The following is a 22,631-nucleotide window of genomic DNA, read 5'->3' as shown; positions in this document are numbered from 1 at the left end:
ATCCCCAACCCCAGCCTTTCATCCCGAACCGACGACAAAAAACGTCTGGCACACTTGATAAAGCAACACATTACCGGGTCATCTAATCCCTATTTTTCAAAACGATGGCTTGCATATCGTTACATCCCTTTTTCCCGAGACGGTCCGCAGAAAAGCCCCCTTTAAGGTGTTGCCAGCCGGTATTTGCTTACCTTACGATCCCTACAGATGAAATTATCACCAACCGAAAAGGGACATGACATGGTTGAGCGCGTCGTTAAGTTGGAAAAAAACGCCGATACGCTGTGGCAGGATGTGACAGCGGTGAAAGAGGATATCACGGTCATTAAGGCGGATATCACCACGTTAAAAGGCGAGGTCACGGTCATTAAGGCGGATGTCACCACGTTAAAAGGCGAGGTCACGGTCATTAAGGCGGATGTCACCACGTTAAAAGGTGACGTGAATGTGCTGAAGGAGGATGTAAAAGAGTTAAAGACGGAGGTGACCGGATTAAAAACGGATGTGGCCGTGCTGCAGACGGATGTGACCGGGCTGAAGAAAGACGTTGGTGTGCTGCAGGCGGACGTGACCGGGCTAAAAACGGATGTCGCCGTGCTGCAAACGGATATGACGGGCTTGAAGAAAGATGTTGGCGTGCTGCAGGCAGATATGACTGGATTAAAAACGGAAGTGGCCGTGCTGCAGACGGATATGACGGGTCTGAAGAAAGACGTTGGTCTGCTGCAGGCGGATGTCACCGTGCTGCAGACGGATATGGCGGAATTAAAATCGGATGTGGCGGTGATTAAATCCAATTACACCACCAAAGCGGATCTGCTGAGCCTGGAAAACAAGTTTGATATTAAATTTGAAGGGTTGCGCACGGAGCTTCACCGGTCGCTGGCGCTGCAAACTAAGTGGGTTTTTGCCTCACAGATGGGCGTACTTGGTCTGGGGTTGGGGCTGGCGAAGCTCCTGTTTTGATTAAATTGAGAAATATAGCCAGAGATCGGCTTGCAACTCATTTTCTGCTTAACTTTGCCGTTCATTAGCATATAGACGTCTGGACATATAGCCATCAACTTATGTAGCATGCTGTCATTCGAAATTCGTTAACGGGAACAACCGAATGGCACAGCAGGTAAAAATTCTGGACGGGGGCATGGGGCGTGAACTGGCACGTATCGGTGCACCTTTCCGCCAGCCGGAATGGTCTGCCCTGGCGCTGTATGAAGCACCGGAGCGCGTCCGTGAAGTCCACGACAGCTATATTGCTGCTGGCGCTGAAACGATCACCACCAACAGCTACGCGGTTGTGCCGTTCCATATTGGCGACGAACGTTTTGCCGCCGACGGCGCGCGCCTTGCCGCACTGGCTGGCAGACTCGCCCGCGAGGCCGCCGATGCAGCGAATTCACCGGTACGCGTGGCCGGGAGCCTTCCTCCCGCGCTGGGTTCCTATCGCCCCGATCTGTTTAACGAACAGCAGGCGCAGGCAATCCACCGCGTGCTGGTTGCGGCTCAGGCACCGTTCGTAGATTTCTGGCTGGGCGAAACCACCAGTTCGATTGCGGAAGCGGAATCCATTCACGCCGTGCTCGCCGGTCAGCCGCAGCCGCTGTGGCTTTCATTTACCCTGCAGGACGAGCCTGAACTGTACGATGCCGTCAGTACTCTGCGTTCCGGTGAGAGCGTGGGCGCGGCGGTAACTCGCGCGATTGAGCTGGGCGTTGAAAATGTGTTGTTTAACTGCAGTCACCCGGAGGTGATGTCGTCTGCGGTGAAACAGGCCGCCGCCGTGCGTGAACAACTTGGGGTGGAAATCGGCATCGGCGTTTACGCTAACGCCTTTGACCACGGCAGCAACAGCGGCGGGGCCAACGAAGGGCTGAGCGATCTGCGCAAGGATACGCACCCGGAAGGCTACCTGAACTGGGCGCAGGAGTGGGTGGCGGCAGGCGCTACGCTGGTCGGCGGCTGCTGCGGTATCGGCCCAGAACATATCGGGCGGCTGGCGGCAGAGCTGAAGTAATCTCCCGGCTACTGACAGATAAAACTAAAAAAACAAATTAAAATCAGGAAACACATCATGAATCGTCGCGACTTTATTAAAACCACCGGCGCACTTTCGGTGGCAGCGGCCTGCACCAGTTGGCCATTTACTGCTGCAACGGCGGCAGAAGCGCCATCCACCACGCCGAAAAAGGGCGGGCATCTGATTGTTGGCATGGATAACGCTTCAAGCACCGACCGCCTCGATCCGGCGTTCTGGTTCGAATCCTATATGTATTTCGTTGGCTCCCAGCTGTTTAACTGCCTGGCGGAAGTGGATGAAAACGGCAAAATCGTTCCTTCCCTGGCTGAAAGCTGGGAAACCAGCGACGGCAGCAAAACCTGGGTGCTCAATATTCGTCAGGGCGTGCAGTTCCACGATGGCCGCACGCTGACGGCGAAAGATGTGGTTTACTCGCTGAACCACCACCGCGATGAGAAATCCAGCTCGTCGGTGAAGGGATATCTCGACCCGGTTGTGTCACTGGAAGCCACCAGCCCAAATCAGGTGACGATCAAGCTGAACGAGCCGAACGTCGAGTTTATTGCTCTGCTCAGCGACGTGCATTTCGCCATTACCGCAGAAAATGAAAACTTTGATAAAGGCATCGGTACCGGCGCCTTTATTCTGGAAAGCTTCAAACCGGGCGTGCGTACGCTGGTGAAGCGCAATCCAAACCACTGGAATTCGGCCCGTGGTCACGTGGATTCCGTTGAAACGCTGGCGATGAATGACTCCACCGCGCGCGTTGCGGCACTGGCCAGCGGATCGGCGCATATCATAAACCGCGTTAACCCGCGTATTGTTGACCGCTTGAAGAATATGCCGAATATCCAGCTGCAGCGCTCGCGCGACAGTCAGATTTTCACCTTCCCGGGGCTGGCAACGGCGGCACCGTTTAATACCCTTGACGGCCGTCTGGCGCTGAAATACGCCATCGACCGCGAGCAGATTATTAAAACCGTGCTGGGCGGCTACGGCACCGTGGCTAACGACAACCCGATCTTCCCGTCCAGCCCGTACTTTGCGAAAGACATTCCTCAGCGCCCTTACGACCCAGAAAAAGCCAAATTCCACTGGCAGAAAACCGGTTTCTCCGGCCCGCTGGTGCTGTCGGTCGCTGAATCCGGCTTCCCGGGCGCGGTGGATGCTGGTCAGCTGTATCAGAACTCGGCCACCCGCGCCGGCATTCCGCTGAAGGTTGAGCGCGTGCCGGATGATGCCTTCTGGGATAACGTCTGGATGAAGAAGCCGTTTGTTTCTTCAAACTGGTCGCTGCGCCCGACGGCGGATGCGCTGTTGTCATTGGTGTTTACCAGTAACGCGCCGTGGAATGAGTCGCAGTGGAAAGAGCCTAAGTTTGACCAACTGGTTAACGCTGCCCGTGGCGAGCAGGATGAGCAGAAGCGCCGTCAGATTTACCACGACATCCAGCTGATGCTGGTGGAGCAGGGCAGCGAAATCATTCCGTTGTATGCCGACTCGCTGGATGCCAGCAGCAAAAAAATCAACGGGTTTGTCGCGATCCCGGGCTTCACCATGAGCGGCAACCGCGCTGCGGAAAAAGTGTGGTTCGCCTAACGGCTGCCCGGTTTAGCGTCAGTTTGCAGGATATCTTTTGAGTAATTTGCGTGAAACAAAGGGGAAGGGTCACCTTCCTCTGTTAAAACTAATCGGGCTTCGCCTACTGGCCGGTGTGGTGATGCTGCTGGTGGTATCGGCGCTGATCTTTATCGGCATCCAGCTGCTGCCGGGTAACGCGGCAACAGCCATTCTCGGCCAGACCGCGACGCCGCAGGCGGTGGCGGCGCTCAATGCTCAGCTGGGCCTCGACCAGCCTGCGCTGAGCCGCTATCTGGGCTGGCTGGGCGGCGTGCTGCACGGCGATTTCGGCCACAGCTTTACCAGCCGTGAAGCGATAGCGCCGGTGCTGCTGGATCGGCTGGGTAATACGCTGTCGCTGGCTTTCTTTACTGCCATCGTGGCCGTGCCGTTGGCGCTGGTGATTGGCTTCCTTTCTGCCCGTTATCAGGGCAGCTGGCTGGATCGTCTGCTGAGCCTGTTTACCCGCGCTGCCGTCTCGCTGCCGGAGTTTTTCTCCGGTTATCTGCTGATTCTGGTGTTTTCCATCACCCTGTTCTGGCTGCCCAGCAACAGCAGTATCTCCGACGATATGCCGCTCGGTGACAGACTGCTGGCAATCGCTTTGCCGTGCATGACGCTGATTCTGGCGATCCTCGGCCATATGAGTAATATGACCCGCGCCGCGCTGGTCAGTGCGCAGAACGCCGCCTGGGTGGATACCGCGTTGATGAAGGGGCTGTCGCCTTCGGCCATCCTGTTCCGGCACGTTCTGCCCAACGCGTGGGGGCCGATTATTAACGTGATTGTGCTGAACCTCGCCTGGCTGATGGTCGGCGTGGTGATTGTTGAGAACGTCTTTGTTTATCCCGGTCTGGGTCAGTATATGGTCGACAGCATCAGCAAGCGCGATATCCCGGTGATTCAGGACTGTGCCCTGCTGCTGGCGGGGATCTATATTTTGCTGAATCTGCTGGCCGATGTCGTCGCGCTGCTGGCTAACCCGCGCCTGCGTCACAGCCGCTAATCGGTGGGCATGATTTTTACCCCGGCGGTGCGGCAACGTAGACACTGTCGGGACTAACCAGGAATTGATGTGGATGTTTAGGTTGAAACTTGCGGTGCTGCCCGGCGTGACCGGGCTGGGCCTGTTTATTCTGGTGGCGGTATTCGCGCCCTGGCTGTCGCCGTATGCGCCGGACCAGGTGGTAGGCAGCGCCTGGAGCGGGGTGACGGCCGAGAACTGGCTGGGAACCGACAACCTGGGGCGCGATCTGCTTTCCCGCCTGATCTGGGGTACCCGTACTTCGCTGAGCGTCAGCGCCGTCGCCACGCTGCTGGCCTTCGCAGTCGGGACGTTTCTCGGCTTCCTGGCCGGCTTCTGCCGTGGCTGGGTTGACCAGCTTATCTCCCGGCTCAACGATATTTTGATGGCGATCCCGACGCTGATTTTTGCGCTGGTGGTGCTGGCGATGCTGCCGAAAACTATCCCGGTGATCGTACTGGTGCTGGGCATTCTTGAGTCCACCCGGGTGCTGCGCGTGGCGCGTTCGCTGGCGGTGGATATTGCGGCGCAGGAATTTATTGAGGTTGCCCGGCTGCGCGGCGAGCGCCTGAGCTGGGTGCTGTGGCGCGAGATCCTGCCAAATGCCCTCACTACGCTTATCGCTGAATTTGCCCTGCGCTTTATCTTTATCCTGCTGTTCCTGTCGGCGCTGTCGTTCCTGGGCATGGGTATTCAGCCACCGACCGCCGACTGGGGCGGGCTGGCGCGCGATAACAAGGACGGCATTCTGTTTGGCGTCTGGGCGGCGCTAATCCCCGGTGCGGCCATTGCGCTGCTGGCGATCGCCCTGAACAGCGTTGCCGACTGGCTGTTAAGCCATCACACCCGCAGCTGGCAGGAGTAAATCATGAGCCAACAACCACTGTTACGCGTTGAGCAGCTGCGGGTGACCGCCGGTAATGCTGTGCTGGTGCAGGATATCTCCTTCACCCTGAAAAAGGGCGAGGTGCTGGGGCTGATCGGTGAGTCCGGCGCGGGGAAATCCACCATCGGTCAGGCGATCCTCGGTCATTTCCGTTTTGGCATGAAGCTCGGCGGCGGCAAAATCCACTTTGCCGGGCGCGAGCTGACCGGGCTTTCCGAACGCCAGCTGCGCGGCGTGCGCGGTGCGAAAATTGCCTATGTGGCACAGTCTGCGAGCGCGGCGTTTAACCCGGCGAAAAAGATCGGCGAACAGGTCATCGAAGCGGCCATTCGCCACCGGATCCTGAACCGCCAGCAGGCCATCGTGCGGGCGATTGAGATTTTCAGTCAGCTCCAGCTGCCGGACCCGCAGGACTTTTTCCAGCGCTATCCGCATCAGGTCTCAGGTGGACAGCTGCAGCGCGCGATGATCGCCATGGCGATCTGCGCCGGTCCCGAGCTGATTATCTTTGATGAACCGACCACCGCGCTGGATGTGACCACCCAGCTGGAAGTGCTGAAGGCGATCCGCGAAGTGATCCGCCTGACCGGGGTGGCTGCGCTGTATATCAGCCACGACCTGGCGGTTGTCGCGCAGATCAGCCAGCGCATTATGGTGCTGCGCCACGGACGGGAAGTTGAGTGCGGTAACACCGCCGAGCTGCTGGCTGCTCCGCAGGAGGCCTATACCCGCGATCTGCTGCACAGCCACGGCGAGCCGCATCAGCCGCGCAGCACCACGCTGCCGCTGCTCACCGCCGAACAGATATCCGTGGACTATCAGGCCAACCGCGTACTGGACGACGTCTCGCTGACCATCGGGCGGGGCCGTACCCTCGCGCTGATCGGCGAGTCGGGTGCCGGGAAGTCGACCCTGGGCAGGTTAATTTGCGGGCTGGTTTCCCCCGCGCACGGCAGCGTGCGTTTTAACGGCCAGCTGCTGCCTGCCGCGCTGCGCCAGCGTACTCGCCAGCAGCTTCAGTCGGTACAGATGATCCATCAGCACCCGGATACCGCGCTGAATCCACGGTTAACTATTGGCGTACAGATTGCGCGCTCGATGGTTTGTCTGACCACGCTGACGCCGTTACAGCAGCAGGCGCGGGTCAGCGAACTGCTGGAAAAAGTTGGCCTGCCGCCGCAGTTGGCGGATCGTTACCCGCACGCGCTGTCCGGCGGCCAGAAACAGCGCGTCTGCATTGCTCGTGCGCTTGCCGTCGATCCGAAACTGATTGTCTGCGATGAGCCGACCTCCGCGCTCGATCCGCTGGTTGGTCGTGAAGTGCTGGCCCTGCTGAAATCGCTACAGGAAGAAACTGGCGTGTCGATGCTGTTTATCACCCACGATCTGCACGTGGTTCAGGCGGTCGCGGATGAGGTGATGGTGCTGCGCCATGGCAAGGTGGTGCGTCAGGGGCGGCTGGATCAGGTGTTTAACGCGCCGCTGGACGAGTACACCGCCCGGCTGCTGCGGGCGGTGCCTGAAATGCGCGTAGGATGGCTGGAAGAAGCCGGGGCAGTGGCGTAGTTCACTGCCTGGCATTTACTGGTGTGCAATCACCGAAGCAATCACGCCGCTGGCGATCGCGATCAGCACGTAGTTGCCGTTCACGTTCATCCAGCGATGGCCCGACGGCGGTGCTTTCAGTCCGTGTTTTTTCCAGTCGTTAACCTGATAGCCTGCGCCGCGATACTGCTGCGGCAGCGGGCGTCCTTTACGGAAGTCAGGCTGCTGGCGATCCTGCTTATTCGCGTGGGCCTGCTGATGCGATGCCTGCTGCGGTCGCGCGTTGTTTTCGCGCTGCGGCTGGCCGCCGTACGCGTGCTGGTTTTGCTGCGGCTGCCCGCCGTTGCCCTGCTGTTGTTTCTGCTGCGGGTGCTTAATCGGCTGCTGCTGTACGTCGCGGCCGTTGTCCGGCCCCTGGGCAAATGCGCTCAGGCTGCCGGTGGCAATCATCATTGCGGATAAAGCCATAACCAGGGTCTTTTTCATCTTGTTATTCCTTACGGTTGAATCAGTGTTCAGACAGAAGGAATGTGGCCTCCGGGCGGGGCGCTAACAAGGGTAAAAATCTGAAGAGTGCAGGTTTAACGTTTTTTTTAATTGGTCTTTACGAAAAACTGCAACGCCACCACCGGCAGCGTTGCTCTGGGGATCAGAAAGGGGTTTCCACTACGCCGCCGTCTACCCGTAAAGCGGCACCGGAGGTGGCGGAGGAGAGCGGTGAGCAGACGTATACCACCATATTGCTGACTTCTTCTACGCTGGCTGCGCGCTGGATCACCGAGGTCGGGCGATTGGCTTTAACAAATTCCACGCCCAGGTCTTCCAGCTTCGCGCCGTTCGCCACTTCCTGCTTAAACATCTCGGCAAAGCCGTCGGACAGCGTCGGTCCTGGCAGCACCGCGTTAACCGTCACGCCCGTACCGGCTGCGGCTTTAGCCAGGCCCCGGGACAGCGCCAGCAGGGCGGTTTTACTGACGCCATAGTGGATCATATCCGCCGGAATATTGATGGCGGATTCAGAGGAAAGGAACACTACGCGACCCCAGCCAGATTTGATCATCTGCGGCATATAGGCCCGGCTCAGGCGCACTGCGGACATGACGTTAATATCCCAGATGCTCTGCCACAGCGCATCGTCGGTTTCAAAGAAGTCGCCGCCGGGGAAAATGCCGACGTTGTTGACTAGGATATCGCACTGCGGTTCGGCTTCCAGCAGGGCGCTGCAGCCGTCGGCGGTCCCCAGGTCCAGCGCGTGGCCTCGCGCGCCGTGGCCCAGTTCATTTACCATCGCGTCCACCTGCTGCTGACTGCGCCCGGTAACAACGACCCGCGCACCGGCTGCGGCCAGCCCCTGCGCGATCCCTTTGCCGATACCTTTCGTGGAACCGGTGACGATGGCAGTTTTGCCGCTTACATCAATCTTCATCACATTCTCCTGTGCGGTTAGGTCAGGTGAATAAGTGTAGACACGATTCAGCGGCGCTGGGGATTAGTCGATGCGATAAGCCTGTTCCAGCATCCCGCGCTGTTGCTCCCGGCTGTAGCTGACCAGTGAGTTTTTACTGTTGGAACGCGCGAGGATCCACTCTGTTTCATCCACTGAGAGGGGCTGCGGATCCTGCCAGAAGGCCAGACCGGCGTGATCCATCAGCCACTGCTTTAGCTGCTCTGCCGGACGATCGCTGGCCTGCCGGAACAGCGCGATGTTCAGTTCCTGCATCAGCTGCGCCTGCTGTGGATGCGGACTTTCATCCAGCAGGGTGAGGAACGGCAGCAGCAGGCGGCCGCAGACCTCGCCGTGATGATAATCCTTGATGGCACCCAGCTCGCCGGCAATGCCGTGAATGACCCCCAGCCCGGCCATACTCAGGCTCTGCCCGCCAAGCCATGAAGCCAGCATCATTTGCTCACGCGCGTTATCCCCCCGCGAACCGCTTTCGGTCAGCATTGGCCAGCCGCGTACGAAGGCCTGCATACCGCTGATGGCGGTTTGACGGGTAAACGCATTGCCCTTCGATGACAAATAGGCCTCGAACAGGTGAGTAAAGGCATCTACCGCGCAGCAGACCAGCACCCAATCGGGCGCGCCGCGCAGCAGGTCAGGATCCAGAATAGCGATCTGCGGGACAAATTCAGGATGGCGCAGTGAGGCCTTTATCTTGATCTCGGCTTTATCGGTGATCACCGCATTCTGCGTGACTTCGCTGCCGGTCCCCGCCGTGGTCGGCACGGCAATCAGCGGCAGGGTGGCGCCGCTCACCGCCGTGTCACCGACTTTCTCCAGATAACGCAGCGTGTTCAGCGGATGCTGACTTAGCGCCGCCACCGCTTTCGCCGCATCCAGTACGCTGCCGCCGCCAATGGCGACGACGCGCTGGATTTTGCCACGCCAGCGCGCCACCCATCTGTCGATTTCAGCGGGTGACGCTTCGTGCGGCACAATTTCAATCCCGACCAGCAGAGGTTGTAGCTGCGGTTCCAACGTTTCCCACGCGGCGCTGCGCAGCAGCGAACTGCCGCAGAACAGCAGGGTCGGTAAGGGCGTTTCTGTCAGCAGACGCGGTAGCTGTTGCAGGCTGCCGCTGCCGAAAAAGGTCTGGCGATTGGCGATCAAGTGGCTGGTATTCATAAACGGACTATGGCCTTCAGGTTTACAGCTGGCCGGGAGCCGGGCAGCTGAAGGTGATCATCTGGTTTTGCGGTGAGTTGATAATACTGAACTGCCGATCGGAAACGCGCTGTGCCAGCCAGCCGTCGCGGGTGACGGCGGAGGGAATATACAGTTCGCGATTGGTGGTCTGCAGTGTGCCGCTGTCCAGCGTCAAATCGGGCAGGGTGACGGAAAACGAGTTGAAGCGGTCAACGACTAACCCCTGCACGTTACCCAGCGGCTGGCCTTCAAGGCTCTGACGCTGGCCGTTACATTCCACCCCTTTATAGTCGGAGGAGCAGGCCGCAAGCAGCAGAACCAGCACGGCAGACAGTGGCCGTATAAACGAGACAGCGGATAGGCGCGGTGGCATCAGCCTGAGACATGAGTACGGCATTACGCATCCTGTCGGTTGGGGGATCCTGAGTATAGCGCGAGTATAGCGCGGCGGTTATGTCGGACGGAAGCCATTGCGCACGACGGTAAATTTACACTTTCCGCTGAATAACCCTGCACTATGTAACAATATGCGGGTTCGATTCTGTGATTTTGTTAACAATAGTTCGCAAACGAATTAATGAGTGCTACAATCCTTGCGATTTTTGTGACGCATATCACATTGAAGTGTTTTTTAACGCGCTCTTTATCGTCACGATTCCCCAGAGCGGGGGAGCAGGGAAAGCAGTACGGCACGGTTTACGGGCAAATTGCGCAAGGGGTTGTATACTTTTGGCGAGTCTGCCCTGCGGTGACTGTGCATCAGCTCGTCAGGGAAGGCAGGTGCTTATTCCGGGAATACCGGGTTAATCTCATTTGTCGCAGTCGATTTGCGGCGCGGGGATTCTGGTATGGGATAGAGCGTTTTTTTGGTGCTTTTTAACTCCGAATCTTTCCAGTGAATAAAAATAAAACCTCTGTACTACTTCTGACGCCGATGTTTTTCATCGCCCCTGTCTCCGTCAGTTTTGCGCAAACCTCTGCAACCGCCGCTCAGGGACAGGATTCTACCCTGATGGTTATCAAACACCGTAATGGCCTGTCCGAGCTGGATACGCCTGCCGCCGTCAGCGTGGTGGAAGGCGACGATCTGCGCCACAGCGCGGCACAGGTGAACCTGTCCGAAAGCCTCGGCAGCGTGCCGGGCCTGCAAATTCAGAACCGCCAGAACTACGCGCAGGATCTGCAGCTGTCGGTGCGTGGCTTCGGCAGCCGCTCGATGTACGGCGTGCGCGGCGTGCGCATCTACGTTGACGGCATTCCCGCTACCATGCCGGACGGCCAGGGCCAGACCTCGAATATCGATATCAATTCCGTTGGCAAAGTAGAAGTGCTGCGCGGCCCGTATTCGGCGCTTTACGGCAACGCCTCCGGCGGCGTGGTGAATATTGACACTACCAGCGGTAGCCAGCCTACCACGCTGGAAGCGGGCACTTACTTCGGCAGCTACGGCACCTGGCGCAACAGCGTTAAGGCCAGCGGTGCAACCGGCGACGGTACCCAGGCCGGGGACGTAAACTACACGATTTCCGGCTCCCGCTTTACCACCCACGGCTTCCGCGATCACAGCGGGACGCAGAAGAGCCTCGGCAACGGTAAACTCGGCGTACGGCTGGATGACGTCAGCACCCTGACGCTGATGTTTAACAGCGTATCGGTGGATGCCAACGATCCCGGCGGCCTGAGCGAGGCCGAATATAAGGCCAATCCGAAGCAGTCTCCGCGCGGGGATCAGTACAACACGCGTAAGAGCCTTGACCAGACGCAGATAGGCCTGCGCTACCAGCGCCAGATGAGCGACAACGACGAGCTGACGTTGACCACCTGGCACGGCGAGCGCCACACCACCCAGTATCAGTCTATCCCTTACGCGACACAGCAGAATGCGGCCTATCCCGGCGGCGTGATCGTGCTGGAGCGTAAATACCAGGGGATTGATACCCGCTGGAAGCATGATGACCAGCTGGGATCGATGCCGGTTTCGCTGATTGCCGGCCTGGATTATGAAACCATGACCGAGCGCCGTCAGGGCTTCCAGAACTATAACCTGGTGAATAACGTACCGCAGTTCGGTGAGAAAGGGGATCAGCGCCGCAACGAGAAGAACACGATGTGGAATCTCGACCCTTATCTGCAAACCAGCTGGCAGCTCTCTTCCGCGTGGACGCTGGATGCCGGTTTGCGCTACAGCACGGTCAGTTTTGATTCAACCGACTACTATGTTACTCAGGGCAACGGTGATGACAGCGGCAGCGCGCGCTACCACAAGCTGCTGCCGATGGGCTCGATCAACTATGCGGTGACCGATGCGTGGAATCTTTACGCCTCCGCCGGTCGCGGTTTTGAAACGCCGACCATCAACGAGCTGTCCTATCGCTCAACGTCCGGTAGCGAAACCGGGCTGAATCTTGGCCTGAAACCGGCGACCAGCGATACCTTTGAAATCGGCAGCAAAACCCGCATTGGTTACGGCCTGCTGACCGCCGCCATCTTCCAGACCAACACCGACAACGAGCTGGTAGTGGATAAGAGCCAGTACGGTCGCGCGGTTTATAAAAACGCGGGTGAAACCCGCCGCCGTGGCCTGGAGCTGGGCTTCGATCAGCAGTTCGCCCAGGACTGGCGCCTGAAAATGGCGTGGACGCTGCTGGATGCCACCTACCGCAATGAGACCTGCTCAGCCAGCGGCAGCTGCACCCCTGCGGGCAACCGTCTTCCGGGTATCGCCCGCAATATGGGCTACGCCTCGCTGGAGTATGCACCGGAAACCGGCTGGCACGCCGGCGCGGACATTCGCTATTTAAGCAGCATTCAGGCCGATGACGCCAACGACGCCCAGGCCCCGTCCTATGCGGTGACCAGCCTGAACACCGGCTATCGCTTTAACTGGAGCCGCTGGTCGCTGGACCTGTTCGGACGCGTGGACAATCTGTTCGATCGCCAGTACGTCGGCTCGGTAATTGTTAACGAAGGCAACGGTCGCTACTTCGAACCGGCCCCGGGACGTAACTGGGGCGGCGGCGCGACGCTGGCCTATCAGTTCTGATTTTTATGCCGGTCTTTTAACGGCAACGGATCCAAAACGGCCCGCTCACGCCACCGGCAGCGGCGGGTCAGAACACACCGGATGGATGGCTAAACAATAACCGGGTGTTTTTAAAGATTAGGCTTACGCTTAATCGACGACTTTAAATATTGGTAAGGTTCAAATTATGCAAAGTAAAGCATCAAGGATCCTGATCCTGTTGACGACGATATTTGCCGTACTCAGCGGCCTGTATCTGTTAATTGGCGGTATCTGGTTAGCTAAACTGGGCGGTTCGCTCTACTACATTATTGCCGGTGTGATTCAACTGATCACCGCCTTTTTGCTGTTCCGCCGTCGTGGCGCAGCGTTACTGCTCTACGCACTGTTCCTGCTCGGCACCACTATCTGGTCGCTGTGGGAAGTGGGATCTGATTTCTGGGCGCTGACTCCGCGTCTGGATGTGACCTTCTTCTTCGGCCTGTGGCTGGTACTGCCATTTATCTGGCGTGGCCTGACCAGCAAAGGCGCTTTCCCGCGCACGGCGCTGGCCGGCGTGCTGGTATTTGTGGTTATCGTACTGGCTTACTCGGTATTTAACGACCCGCAGGAAGTGAACGGTACCCTGAGCACCGACCAGGTTGAACAGCCTGCGCCTTCTGCTGACGGCGTTGCTGCCGGTGACTGGCCTGCCTATGGCCGCACCCAGGGCGGTACCCGTTACTCTCCGCTGAAGCAGATCACCGATAAGAACGTCGGCGAGCTGCAGCAGGCGTGGGACTTCCAGACCGGCGATTTGAAAACCGCAACCGATCCGGGTGAAATCACTAACGAAGCAACGCCGATTAAAATCGGTGATGCCCTTTACCTGTGTACGGCGCACCAGAAGCTGTTTGCGCTGGATGCCGCGACCGGTAAAGAGAAATGGCGTTTTGATCCGAAAATGAAGACCGACCCGACGTTCCAGCACGTGACCTGTCGCGGTGTGTCTTACTACCAGACCCCGGAAGCCGCCGCGCTGCCAGCGGGTGCCAAGCCTGCGCTGTGCGCACGCCGCATCCTGCTGCCGGTGAACGACGGTAACCTGTACGCGCTGGATGCCGAAACCGGTGAGCTGTGTGCGGAATTTGGTGATAACGGCAAGCTGAACCTGCAGAGCAATATGCCGTTCAACAAGGTGGGCGGCTATGAGCCAACCTCACCACCGATTGTCACCCCGACCACCATCGTGATGGCTGGCGCAGTGACCGATAACTACTCCACGAAAGAACCGTCCGGCGTTGTCCGTGGTTTTGACGTGAAGACCGGTAAGCTGCTGTGGGCCTTCGATACCGGCGCTAAAGATCCAAACCTGCTGCCGGAAGCGGATCAGCACTACACGCCGAACTCGCCGAACTCCTGGGCACCAGCGGCATATGATGCCTCGCTGGACCTGGTGTATCTGCCGATTGGCGTGTCGACTCCGGATATCTGGGGCGGCAACCGTACGCCAGAGATGGAGCGTTTTGCTACCGGCCTGCTGGCGCTGAATGCGACCACCGGCAAGCTGGCCTGGTTCTACCAGACCGTGCATCACGACCTGTGGGATATGGACGTTCCGGCTCAGCCAACGCTGGCGGACATTGATGATAAGAACGGTAACAAGGTTCCGGTTATCTACGTTCCGACCAAAACCGGTGACCTGTTCGTACTGGATCGCCGCAGCGGTAAGCCGGTGGTTCCTGCTCCTGAGATGAAGGTGCCGGGTGGCCCGGCGAAGGGCGATCGCCTTTCTCCTACCCAGCCATACTCTGAGCTGAGCTTCCGTCCGAAAGAGCATCTGGCCGGTAAAGATATGTGGGGTGCCACGATCTACGATCAGCTGATCTGCCGCGTGATGTTCCATCAGCTGCGTTATGAAGGCCCGTTCACCCCGCCATCCGAGCAGGGTACGCTGGTGTTCCCGGGTAACCTGGGTATGTTCGAGTGGGGCGGTATTTCCGTTGACACCGACCGTCAGGTTGCCGTGGCTAACCCAATGGCGCTGCCGTTCGTTTCCCGCCTGGTACCGCGTGGTCCGGGTAATCCGATGGAACCGGACGAGAACGATAAAGGCGGCACCGGCAGCGAGTCTGGTATTCAGCCACAGTACGGCGTGCCGTATGGCGTGACGCTGAATCCGTTCCTGTCTCCGCTGGGCTTCCCGTGCAAGCAGCCTTCATGGGGCTACATTTCAGCGATTGACCTGAAAACTAACGATATCGTGTGGAAAAAACGTATCGGTACGGTGCGCGACAGTTCACCGGTTCCGCTGCCGTTCAAAATGGGTATGCCAATGCTGGGCGGCCCGGTTTCTACTGCCGGTAACGTGTTCTTCATCGCGGCGACTGCCGACAACTATCTGCGTGCGTTTAACGTGTCTAACGGCGAGCAGCTGTGGCAGGCGCGTCTGCCAGCAGGTGGTCAGGCAACGCCGATGACGTATGAAGTGAACGGTAAGCAGTACGTGGTTATCGTGGCCGGTGGTCACGGTTCCTTCGGTACTAAGATGGGCGATCATGTGATTGCTTATGCTTTGCCGGACAGTAAGTAAGCGTTAGTTTAATTTGGGGCGGGCCTGAGGGTTCGCTTCTGATATAGCGTTGAGGGCGGCCGTTTTTACGGCCGCCTTTTTTTATCTGCCGCGATCGCTATGACTGTGTTGGCTGGTGCCATTGTGACAGTGCTGACTGTTGCAGCGGTGACTGCGCGGACGGGTTACTGCCACGCCGGGCGGTCCTCACGCCACGCGCTGCGTGGTCCCTTCACGTCGTTCATCAGCCGGTCGGACCGGCTCAGACGGCACATCCGTGTGCCGACCGAGCCTTGCGCCCGCGTCCTTCGGGCTTATCCTGGCTTCCTCTCTCCGTTCAGCGCTGCGGATTGCCCGGCGTGGCAGTAACCCGTCAGCGCCGTAACTCTGGTGTGGTCTTCAGGCGATACATTGCAGTCTGAACCGTTTAACGGGCAGCGATAACAGTGAAATGAAGGTGCGCAGCCTCTGCCGGGGATACCGGACAATCCGCAGCGCTGAGGTGAAAGCAGCTGGCCAGGAGACGCCAACAGGGACGTTGGCGTCAGGCTAGGTCGGGTCAGGGATGACACGTCTTAGCCGTTCCGACCGGCCGGATGCTTTAACCGAAGGTATCACGCAACGCGTGACGCGAGGACCGTCCGGTATCCCCGGCAGAGGCTGGGAACCGGGCGCGGATTAACCCGCGACTTAACAAGCTACAGATTTCACTATTTCATTACCCGCAATGATCAACCACCCGGCAGCGCCTTCAACTGCGCAATCTGCTGCTGCCAGCGTGTAATCGCCGCTGCCTCATCCTTCAGACTGAACGTCACCCCGCTGGTCACCGTCGCATAGGGCGCGCGGTGAATCACTACCTGCTGTACGGCAGCATCAAATACCGTTAGCTGAAGATCGGTAATCGTTTCCTCGCGCTTCTTCGCCAGCGCCTGAATCTCAATCACCGCGCCGTCATCCACCAGCGCCAGCGTCATTTTACCGTCGTGGGCCAGATTGGCGGTGGTGGTCGAGCCGGGCCAGATGGCAAAACGCAACTGCTGCGGTGAAAGGGCGATGATTTCCCCCACGCTGAGCTGAGCCGCATAGGGCCAGCCGTTGCTGCCAACGCTGGAGAGGCGAATCGCCTGATGCAGATGGCTGTGGGGCAGTGAACCATCTAACAGGGTTAGCAGCGTTTCAGATAAAAAGGTGTCACTCATAGAAAACTCCATGTAAAAATTTCAGCATCAGCATCAGCATCAGCATCAGCATCAGCATCAGCATCAGCATCAGCATCAGCATCAGCATCAGCATCAAGACTCGTATTCTTTACATCCGGCGGCCAGCGCCAGCGATAAACCATGGCTCCGGCGTTGCAGACGACAAGAATAAGATATCGCCCTTATCCGGCCAGCATCTTCCCGCGTACAATCACCTTGCCCGGCTTGATATCGCTCTCGGTCGCGCGGCGAATCGCCAGATTAATCACCTGCCAGGCCATCTCGTGCAGATCGTGAGAAATACACGGGAAGTTAAAGCCGTAAATTGCCGCATGTGAAACTTCGTCAATACTGAACAGCGACACATCTTTCATCGGCTGAAGCTGGCTATCGATGCAGGACTTGATAATTCCCAGTGAAATCTGGTTGTTACAGCCAACAAAGAAGTCCGGCGGTGGATTGTTTTGCAGATAATCACTGGTGACGCTGGCGGCGATGTCCATATAGAAATCGGCGTACAGCACCTCAAAACTGGCGACTTTTCCCGCCAGCGCGGCGCTCAGACCGGTTACGCGCTCACGGGCAACGTTAGAATCTTCCGGTCCGGAAACCACCACGACTCGCTGCGCTTTATGATCCAGCAAATAGCGTCCCGCCTGCAGCCCGCAGTCCAGATTGTCGATATAGACACCGCTGCACGAACTGATATCCAGTTCGCGATCCACCAGGATCACCGGAATGTTTAATGCTTCCAGCTGCGCCATATACGCCGGTTGATAGTTGCGATCCGACGAGATCACCGACAGAACAATCGCGTCAACGTTATAGCCAATCAGCTTGTCGATGATACGGTTTTCATGCTCCTGCGATTCCCGAGAATCGAAAATCAGCGTGTCATAGCCCGCTTTTTCCGCTTCCAGCGTCATCAGTCGGGTCAGCCCGCCGAAAAACGGGTTGCCCATATCGGGGTTAACAATGCCGATAGTTTTACTGTCGCGCGCCCGCAGATTACGTGCGGCGGTGTTAACCACGTACCCCATCTCTGCAGCGGTTTCCAGTACCCTTTTCAACGTTTCAGGATGCACCTTGTCCGGGTGAGAAAAAGCACGCGACACGGTAATTTTACTGACGTTTGATTGTGCGGCTACGCTCGACAGCGTGGCCTTCATTTTCCGGCCTGGCGGCAATTTGTGCTCCTGATTTTTTGAATATCATTTTGTACCATTGCCGTATCATGACAGATCGCCAGACCTGAAGCGAGTCAATCCTTGCACGCGCTTATCCCTGGCGGTTTACCCGAGGATCGGTAAAGACATCCAGATCGTCGCGGCTTTCCGAGGAGAATTCGGATACCACCGCGCCGTGTTCGCCCGCCTGGAACCAGTGACGGGTATTGGGGGAGATAGTGTACTGCTCGCCCGGGCGCAGCAGTATGTAATTTTTGGCCGTATACCAGGCCTCCGCACCTTCCGGCGGCTGACCAATCCCTGCCGAGGAGGGCAGGCTGTCGTCGTCAACAAACAGCCACACTTCGCCCCAGCGGCAGCGGAAGGTTTCCTGTTTACCCGGTGTGCCGTTAAACGGCGGATGCAAATGTTCCGGGCACGTCTGGTGCGGGAACAGCACCAGCTCCTTGGCGCAGTAGCGCGACGTATTAACGTAGGTCAGCAGCTGCAGGCCGGATATCGGGTAATCCGGCAGCCCGAAGGTGGCAATTTCAATCTGCTGTTGCTCGGCCTCGGTGAGCTGAATGGCGGCCTGCTGCAAAAAATGGCGGGTTTGTTCAATGGCCTGCTGACGCGTACTCATGATCGTCCTCCGGAGATAAAACTGGTATCGGTAACATCATAAAAACGATCCCTGGATCGGTTTTACTGGCTTGTGGAGGCCATTATCCGCCTCATGACGTCGTTTCAGGGATCAAAAAGCCAAAAATTTAACCGAAGTCACACATTTTTAACCCGGAATCCGATATTGTCGCTGTCATGTTAATGTTATCGATACCATTTAGATATCACCGGGAGCCGAATATGAAAGCGTTAGTCCTTGCAGAAGCAGGCAAAATTGCCATTGAAGATCTCCAGTTTGATGAACCGCTGGGCGACACCGATGTGGAGATCAAGATCCACTCCGTCGGCATCTGCGGCAGCGATGTGCACTACTACCAGCACGGCCGAATCGGGCCATTCGTGGTGGAAGCGCCGATGGTGCTGGGCCACGAGGCTTCCGGCGTGGTGCTGGCGGTCGGCAAGGGCGTAAAGCACTTACAGCCGGGCGATCGCGTATGCATGGAGCCGGGCATTCCGGATATGCAGTCGGCGCAGTCGCGTGCCGGGATCTATAACCTCGATCCAGCGGTACGCTTCTGGGCCACGCCACCTGTCCACGGCTGCCTGCGCGAAACGGTGATCCACCCTGCGGCCTTTACTTTTAAGCTGCCGGACAACGTCAGCTTTGCCGAGGGCGCGATGGTAGAGCCGCTGGCGATCGGCATGCATGCCGCCACTAAAGCGGCGATCAAACCGGGCGATATCGCGCTGGTGATCGGTGCGGGACCTATTGGCGTGGTGACCGCGCTGGCGGCGCTGGCCGGAGGCTGCTCGGACGTGATTATCTGTGACCTGTTTGATGAAAAACTGCAGGTAGCGGCGAACTACGAAGGCCTGCACGCGGTAAATATCAAAAGCGGCCAGCTGGCTGCCACCGTGGCGCGCCTGACCAGCGGCAACGGCGTCGATGTGGTGTTTGAATGCAGCGGCGCGAAGCCCGCGATTGCCGGTATCAGTGAACATATCGCCCCGGGCGGCACCGCGGTGCTGGTGGGCATGCCGATTGACGCTGCGCCGATGGATATCGTGGCGGCCCAGGCAAAAGAGGTCACCTTCAAGACCATTTTCCGCTACGCCAATATGTATCCGCGCACCCTCCGTCTGCTCAGCTCCGGCAAGCTGCGCGTTCAGCCGCTGATCTCGCAGACCTATAAGTTCGTCGACAGCGTGGCGGCGTTTGAACGGGCGGCTGCGGGCAACCCTGACGACATCAAAATCATGCTGGAAATGGAGTAAGTCATGGCGCTGTATGCGGGCATTGACTGCGGTACCCAGGGTACCAAAGTGGTGATTGTTGATGACCAGAGCGGGACTCTCCTCGGTAGCGGTAGCGCGTCACATCAGCTGATCAGTGATTCATCAGGGCGGCGCGAGCAGCAGGCGGAATGGTGGGTCGATGCGCTGATTGCCGCGTTTAAGCAAGCGACGGCCGCGGCGGGCGTCGATCCGCAGCAGATTGCTGCGCTGTCGGTATCCGGCCAGCAGCACGGTTTCGTGGCGCTGGATGACGCCGGAGAAGTGCTGCACGCGGTCAAGCTGTGGTGCGATACCAGTACCGCCGATGAAAACGCCTGGCTGCTGGCGCAGCTGGGCGGTGAACAGGGCTCGCTGGAACAGCTTGGCCTGACGGTCGCCACCGGCTATACCGCCTCAAAAATCGTCTGGTTCAAACGGCAGCATCCTGAACTCTGGCAGCGGCTGGCAACGGTGCTGCTGCCGCACGATTATCTGAACTTCTGGCTGACCGATGTGCGCTGTGCGGAATACGGTGATGCCTCGGGGAGCGGGCTGTTTGATATCCGCCAGCGCTGCTGGGACCGCCGCACGGTCGAGTTAATTGACGACAGCGGACGCCTGTGGAACGCGCTGCCGCCGCTGATTTCAGCCGAGCGGCCGGTGGGTACGGTCTGCGATCGGGCGATTGACGCGCTGGGCCTGCGCCCGGATACGCTGGTGGCCAGCGGCGGCGGCGACAATATGATGGCGGCTATCGGCACCGGCAATATCCAGCCGGGGATCCTGACCATGAGCCTCGGCACCTCCGGCACGCTGTTTGCCTGTTCGGATAACCCGGTGGTGGCGGATTCCGCGATGATCGCCGGGTTCTGCTCCAGCACCAACGGCTGGCTGCCGCTGATTTGCACCATGAACGTCACCTCGGCGACGACCACGGTGCAGCATCTGCTGAATCAGGATCTGGCGTCGTTCAACCTGGCGCTGGAGCAGGCGGAGCCGGGTGCGGGCGGCATGCTGATGCTGCCGTTCTTCAACGGCGAGCGCGTGCCGGAACTACCGGGGGCGAAGGCCAGCCTGCACAATCTGGACAGCGATAATCTGACCCCGGCCAATCTTTGCCTGGCGGTGGTGGAAGGGGCGACCTACGGCCTGCGCTTCGGGCTGGATCTGTTCCGCCAGCAGGGCGTGGCGGTTGGCGAGATCCGTCTGACCGGCGGCGGGGCTAACAGTCCGCGCTGGCGGCAGATCGTCGCCGACGTGATGGACTGCCCGGTGGTGTGCCTGCATGAGAAAGAGAGCGCGGCGCTGGGCGCGGCAATCCAGGCGATCTGGTGCCACCGTCTGCACGACGACAGCGAACGGCCCCCGGCAACGCTGCTTGCCGAACTGAGCCAGCGGTTTGTGCGGCTGGACGAAAGCAGCCGCGCGCAGCCGGACGCCGACCGCACGCGCCGCTATGCCGATCTGTATCAGCGCTATCTGCATTTACTGCACAAAGAGCACGAGGTGAGTTTATGAGTCAGTCAGCCGGAGAGCAGTCCGCTTATCTGCTGGAGGTCAGCGGCGTGAAAAAGAGCTTCGGCCCGGTAGTGGCGCTGAAGAACGCCGAATTCTGCCTGCGGCGTGGTTCTATTCACGCCCTGTGCGGCGGGAATGGCGCGGGGAAATCGACCTTCCTCAGCATTCTGATGGGGTTTGTTCAGCCCGACAGCGGTGACATTTTTATTAACGGCAAGCGCTGCGAGTTTTCCCATCCGAAAGAGGCGCTGGCGGCAGGCATCGCCATTGTGCAGCAGGAATTAAGCACCATCGCCGATCTGACCGTGGCCGAAAATATCTGGCTGGGACGCGAGCCGCGCCGCTTTGGCTTTGTGGACTTCCGCCGGATGAATCAGCAGACCGCCGATCTGCTGGCGGATCTGCATTTCACCCTGTCGCCAACCGAGAAGATGCGCAATCTCAGCGTGGCGGAGCAGCAGCTGGTGGAGATCGCCAAGGCGCTGTCGCACGCCAATGCCGACATCATCATCATGGATGAGCCGACCTCGGCGATTGGCGAGGAGGACGTGCAGAAGATTTTCCAGGTGATCACCCGGCTGGCGCAGAAGGGCAAGGGGATTATCTACGTCTCGCACCGTCTGGCGGAGATCTTCCAGATTGCCGACAGCTACACCATCTTCCGCGACGGCAGCTATATCCATGAGGGGTTTCTGAGCGATATCACTCGCGAGCAGCTGATTGAACACATTATCGGCGGTGAGTTTGAAAACGAATTCGCCAAGTTCAATCGCCCCGGCGATGAAGTGATGATGCAGGTGAACAACCTGAGCTGGGGAAGGAAGGTGCGGGATATCAGCCTGACGCTAAGGCGCGGTGAAATCCTCGGTATTTATGGCCTGGTCGGATCGGGGCGCAGCGAGTTTCTCGACCTGATTTTTGGTATTCGCCACGCCGACAGCGGCACCGTGCAGCTGGGCGGGAAGACGCTGGCGCGCCATTCACCGAAGGAGTCGATTGCCAGCGGGATTGCCTATGTCACGGAAGATCGCAAAGAAACCGGATTAGTGCTGTGCCGTTCGGTGAATGAAAACATCAATATTGCCTCATTCCAGGATATCAGCCGGGGCGGATTTATCAGCGACCGCCGCGAGCAGCAGCGAACGCGAGAGATGATCCAGCGCTTTAACGTGAAAACGCCGGACGGAGATCAGCTGGTGGGCAACCTCAGCGGCGGCAATCAGCAAAAAGTGGTGCTGGGGCGCTGGGCGCTGGTCGATCCGCAGGTGATGCTGCTGGATGAGCCGACGCGCGGGATTGATGTCGGGGCCAAGAAAGAGATCTACCGCTTTATGTCCGAATTCGCCCTGAAGGATCGCGGCATTATTATGGTGTCATCCGAACTGTCGGAAATTATCGGCATGAGCGATCGCATCCTGGTATTTAAAGATGGGGCACTGGCCGGGGAATTATCGGCTGACAACGTCACCCAGGCGGAATTAATGAAGCTGGCGGTGTAAATCCGCTTTAACTATCTGACAGAAATCAGCGG

The 22,631-nt window shown here is 58.5% G+C and carries 19 protein-coding genes; 11 read left to right on the top strand and 8 right to left on the bottom strand.

Features of this window, described 5'->3' with window-relative positions; genetic code table 11:
* Positions 1-240: 240 nt before the first annotated feature.
* The 6 genes from EC836_RS21025 to EC836_RS21000 all read left to right on the top strand — a co-directional run bounded on the left by EC836_RS21025 (position 241) and on the right by EC836_RS21000 (position 7,113).
* Positions 241-966 (top strand): DUF1640 domain-containing protein, encoded by a 726-nt coding sequence (locus EC836_RS21025; RefSeq protein ID WP_123336751.1) that lies wholly within the window; start codon positions 241-243, stop codon positions 964-966.
* Between the two features lie 145 nt (positions 967-1,111).
* On the top strand, positions 1,112-2,014 hold the full coding sequence (locus EC836_RS21020) for a homocysteine S-methyltransferase family protein (protein WP_123336749.1): 903 nt from the start codon (positions 1,112-1,114) through the stop codon (positions 2,012-2,014).
* A 57-nt stretch (positions 2,015-2,071) separates the two neighbouring features.
* Positions 2,072-3,616, top strand: coding sequence for an ABC transporter substrate-binding protein (locus tag EC836_RS21015; RefSeq protein ID WP_123336747.1), 1,545 nt, complete (start codon positions 2,072-2,074; stop codon positions 3,614-3,616).
* Between the two features lie 37 nt (positions 3,617-3,653).
* Positions 3,654-4,643 carry an ABC transporter permease gene (locus EC836_RS21010; RefSeq protein ID WP_123336745.1) on the top strand — a complete coding sequence of 330 codons (990 nt, stop codon included), beginning with the start codon at positions 3,654-3,656 and terminating at the stop codon, positions 4,641-4,643.
* Positions 4,644-4,716: 73 nt separating this feature from the next.
* Entirely contained in the window at positions 4,717-5,526 is an 810-nt protein-coding gene (locus tag EC836_RS21005; RefSeq protein WP_123336742.1) for an ABC transporter permease, read from the top strand.
* A 3-nt stretch (positions 5,527-5,529) separates the two neighbouring features.
* Positions 5,530-7,113 carry an ABC transporter ATP-binding protein gene (locus EC836_RS21000; RefSeq protein WP_123336740.1) on the top strand — a complete coding sequence of 528 codons (1,584 nt, stop codon included), beginning with the start codon at positions 5,530-5,532 and terminating at the stop codon, positions 7,111-7,113.
* Positions 7,114-7,128: 15 nt separating this feature from the next.
* Here EC836_RS21000 and EC836_RS20995 read toward each other — a convergent pair whose 3' ends face one another.
* The 4 genes from EC836_RS20995 to EC836_RS20980 all read right to left on the bottom strand — a co-directional run bounded on the left by EC836_RS20995 (position 7,129) and on the right by EC836_RS20980 (position 10,139).
* A complete protein-coding gene (locus EC836_RS20995; protein ID WP_123336738.1) occupies positions 7,129-7,578 on the bottom strand; it encodes an RcnB family protein in 450 nt (149 codons plus the stop codon).
* A 163-nt stretch (positions 7,579-7,741) separates the two neighbouring features.
* Positions 7,742-8,518, bottom strand: a complete 777-nt coding sequence (locus EC836_RS20990) for an SDR family NAD(P)-dependent oxidoreductase (protein WP_123336735.1) — start codon at positions 8,516-8,518, stop codon at positions 7,742-7,744.
* A 63-nt stretch (positions 8,519-8,581) separates the two neighbouring features.
* Positions 8,582-9,721: an iron-containing alcohol dehydrogenase gene (locus EC836_RS20985; protein WP_123336733.1), complete on the bottom strand. Its 1,140-nt coding sequence runs from the start codon at positions 9,719-9,721 to the stop codon at positions 8,582-8,584.
* A 22-nt stretch (positions 9,722-9,743) separates the two neighbouring features.
* Positions 9,744-10,139: a hypothetical protein gene (locus EC836_RS20980; RefSeq protein WP_233599382.1), complete on the bottom strand. Its 396-nt coding sequence runs from the start codon at positions 10,137-10,139 to the stop codon at positions 9,744-9,746.
* A 537-nt stretch (positions 10,140-10,676) separates the two neighbouring features.
* Here EC836_RS20980 and pqqU point away from each other — a divergent pair.
* Both pqqU and EC836_RS20970 read left to right on the top strand, forming a co-directional pair.
* The gene (gene pqqU / locus EC836_RS20975; RefSeq protein WP_199735262.1) at positions 10,677-12,785 is read left to right on the top strand and encodes a TonB-dependent receptor PqqU; all 2,109 of its coding nucleotides are present in this window, start codon (positions 10,677-10,679) and stop codon (positions 12,783-12,785) included.
* Between the two features lie 166 nt (positions 12,786-12,951).
* Positions 12,952-15,336, top strand: coding sequence for a glucose/quinate/shikimate family membrane-bound PQQ-dependent dehydrogenase (locus tag EC836_RS20970; protein WP_123336729.1), 2,385 nt, complete (start codon positions 12,952-12,954; stop codon positions 15,334-15,336).
* A 710-nt stretch (positions 15,337-16,046) separates the two neighbouring features.
* Here EC836_RS20970 and EC836_RS20965 read toward each other — a convergent pair.
* From EC836_RS20965 to EC836_RS20955, 4 genes are all read right to left on the bottom strand, one after another.
* Entirely contained in the window at positions 16,047-16,517 is a 471-nt protein-coding gene (locus tag EC836_RS20965) for a pyridoxamine 5-phosphate oxidase (RefSeq protein ID WP_123336727.1), read from the bottom strand.
* On the bottom strand, positions 16,514-16,660 hold the full coding sequence (locus EC836_RS24755; protein ID WP_158612807.1) for a hypothetical protein: 147 nt from the start codon (positions 16,658-16,660) through the stop codon (positions 16,514-16,516). The genes EC836_RS20965 and EC836_RS24755 overlap by 4 nt, the downstream gene beginning before the upstream one ends.
* A 39-nt stretch (positions 16,661-16,699) precedes the next feature.
* Positions 16,700-17,686, bottom strand: a complete 987-nt coding sequence (locus EC836_RS20960) for a LacI family DNA-binding transcriptional regulator (protein WP_123336725.1) — start codon at positions 17,684-17,686, stop codon at positions 16,700-16,702.
* A gap of 109 nt (positions 17,687-17,795) precedes the next feature.
* The gene (locus tag EC836_RS20955) at positions 17,796-18,326 is read right to left on the bottom strand and encodes a D-lyxose/D-mannose family sugar isomerase (RefSeq protein ID WP_123336723.1); all 531 of its coding nucleotides are present in this window, start codon (positions 18,324-18,326) and stop codon (positions 17,796-17,798) included.
* Positions 18,327-18,547: 221 nt separating this feature from the next.
* On the opposite strand from EC836_RS20955, the gene EC836_RS20950 reads away from it, so the two are divergent.
* Genes EC836_RS20950 through EC836_RS20940 form a run of 3 tightly spaced genes read left to right on the top strand, consistent with a single transcriptional unit; the run spans position 18,548 to position 22,599 of the window.
* The gene (locus tag EC836_RS20950; RefSeq protein WP_123336721.1) at positions 18,548-19,582 is read left to right on the top strand and encodes an NAD(P)-dependent alcohol dehydrogenase; all 1,035 of its coding nucleotides are present in this window, start codon (positions 18,548-18,550) and stop codon (positions 19,580-19,582) included.
* 3 nt (positions 19,583-19,585) lie between these two features.
* The gene (gene xylB, locus EC836_RS20945; RefSeq protein WP_123336719.1) at positions 19,586-21,100 is read left to right on the top strand and encodes a xylulokinase; all 1,515 of its coding nucleotides are present in this window, start codon (positions 19,586-19,588) and stop codon (positions 21,098-21,100) included.
* On the top strand, positions 21,097-22,599 hold the full coding sequence (locus EC836_RS20940) for a sugar ABC transporter ATP-binding protein (RefSeq protein WP_123336717.1): 1,503 nt from the start codon (positions 21,097-21,099) through the stop codon (positions 22,597-22,599). Before xylB ends, EC836_RS20940 begins: the two co-directional genes overlap by 4 nt.
* The last annotated feature ends 32 nt before the right edge of the window (positions 22,600-22,631 follow it).

The organism is Erwinia sp. JUb26 (assembly GCF_003751505.1).
In the GTDB taxonomy this organism is placed as follows: domain Bacteria; phylum Pseudomonadota; class Gammaproteobacteria; order Enterobacterales; family Enterobacteriaceae; genus Erwinia.
The sequence above is the reverse complement of the archived record's forward strand: the minus strand, read 5'-3'. Positions and strand labels throughout refer to the sequence as shown.

Coding starts and splice junctions, on each gene's coding strand:
- EC836_RS21020 (WP_123336749.1), top strand. CDS start 1,112: ATGGCACAGCAGGTAAAAATTCTGGACGGGGGCATGGGGCGTGAACTG.
- EC836_RS21005 (WP_123336742.1), top strand. CDS start 4,717: ATGTTTAGGTTGAAACTTGCGGTGCTGCCCGGCGTGACCGGGCTGGGC.
- EC836_RS20985 (WP_123336733.1), bottom strand. CDS start 9,721: ATGAATACCAGCCACTTGATCGCCAATCGCCAGACCTTTTTCGGCAGC.
- EC836_RS20970 (WP_123336729.1), top strand. CDS start 12,952: ATGCAAAGTAAAGCATCAAGGATCCTGATCCTGTTGACGACGATATTT.
- EC836_RS21000 (WP_123336740.1), top strand. CDS start 5,530: ATGAGCCAACAACCACTGTTACGCGTTGAGCAGCTGCGGGTGACCGCC.
- EC836_RS20965 (WP_123336727.1), bottom strand. CDS start 16,517: ATGAGTGACACCTTTTTATCTGAAACGCTGCTAACCCTGTTAGATGGT.
- EC836_RS20995 (WP_123336738.1), bottom strand. CDS start 7,578: ATGAAAAAGACCCTGGTTATGGCTTTATCCGCAATGATGATTGCCACC.
- EC836_RS20940 (WP_123336717.1), top strand. CDS start 21,097: ATGAGTCAGTCAGCCGGAGAGCAGTCCGCTTATCTGCTGGAGGTCAGC.
- EC836_RS20980 (WP_233599382.1), bottom strand. CDS start 10,139: ATGCCGTACTCATGTCTCAGGCTGATGCCACCGCGCCTATCCGCTGTC.
- xylB (WP_123336719.1), top strand. CDS start 19,586: ATGGCGCTGTATGCGGGCATTGACTGCGGTACCCAGGGTACCAAAGTG.
- EC836_RS20960 (WP_123336725.1), bottom strand. CDS start 17,686: ATGAAGGCCACGCTGTCGAGCGTAGCCGCACAATCAAACGTCAGTAAA.
- EC836_RS20950 (WP_123336721.1), top strand. CDS start 18,548: ATGAAAGCGTTAGTCCTTGCAGAAGCAGGCAAAATTGCCATTGAAGAT.
- EC836_RS20955 (WP_123336723.1), bottom strand. CDS start 18,326: ATGAGTACGCGTCAGCAGGCCATTGAACAAACCCGCCATTTTTTGCAG.
- EC836_RS20990 (WP_123336735.1), bottom strand. CDS start 8,518: ATGAAGATTGATGTAAGCGGCAAAACTGCCATCGTCACCGGTTCCACG.
- EC836_RS24755 (WP_158612807.1), bottom strand. CDS start 16,660: ATGGTTTATCGCTGGCGCTGGCCGCCGGATGTAAAGAATACGAGTCTT.
- pqqU (WP_199735262.1), top strand. CDS start 10,677: ATGTTTTTCATCGCCCCTGTCTCCGTCAGTTTTGCGCAAACCTCTGCA.
- EC836_RS21015 (WP_123336747.1), top strand. CDS start 2,072: ATGAATCGTCGCGACTTTATTAAAACCACCGGCGCACTTTCGGTGGCA.
- EC836_RS21025 (WP_123336751.1), top strand. CDS start 241: ATGGTTGAGCGCGTCGTTAAGTTGGAAAAAAACGCCGATACGCTGTGG.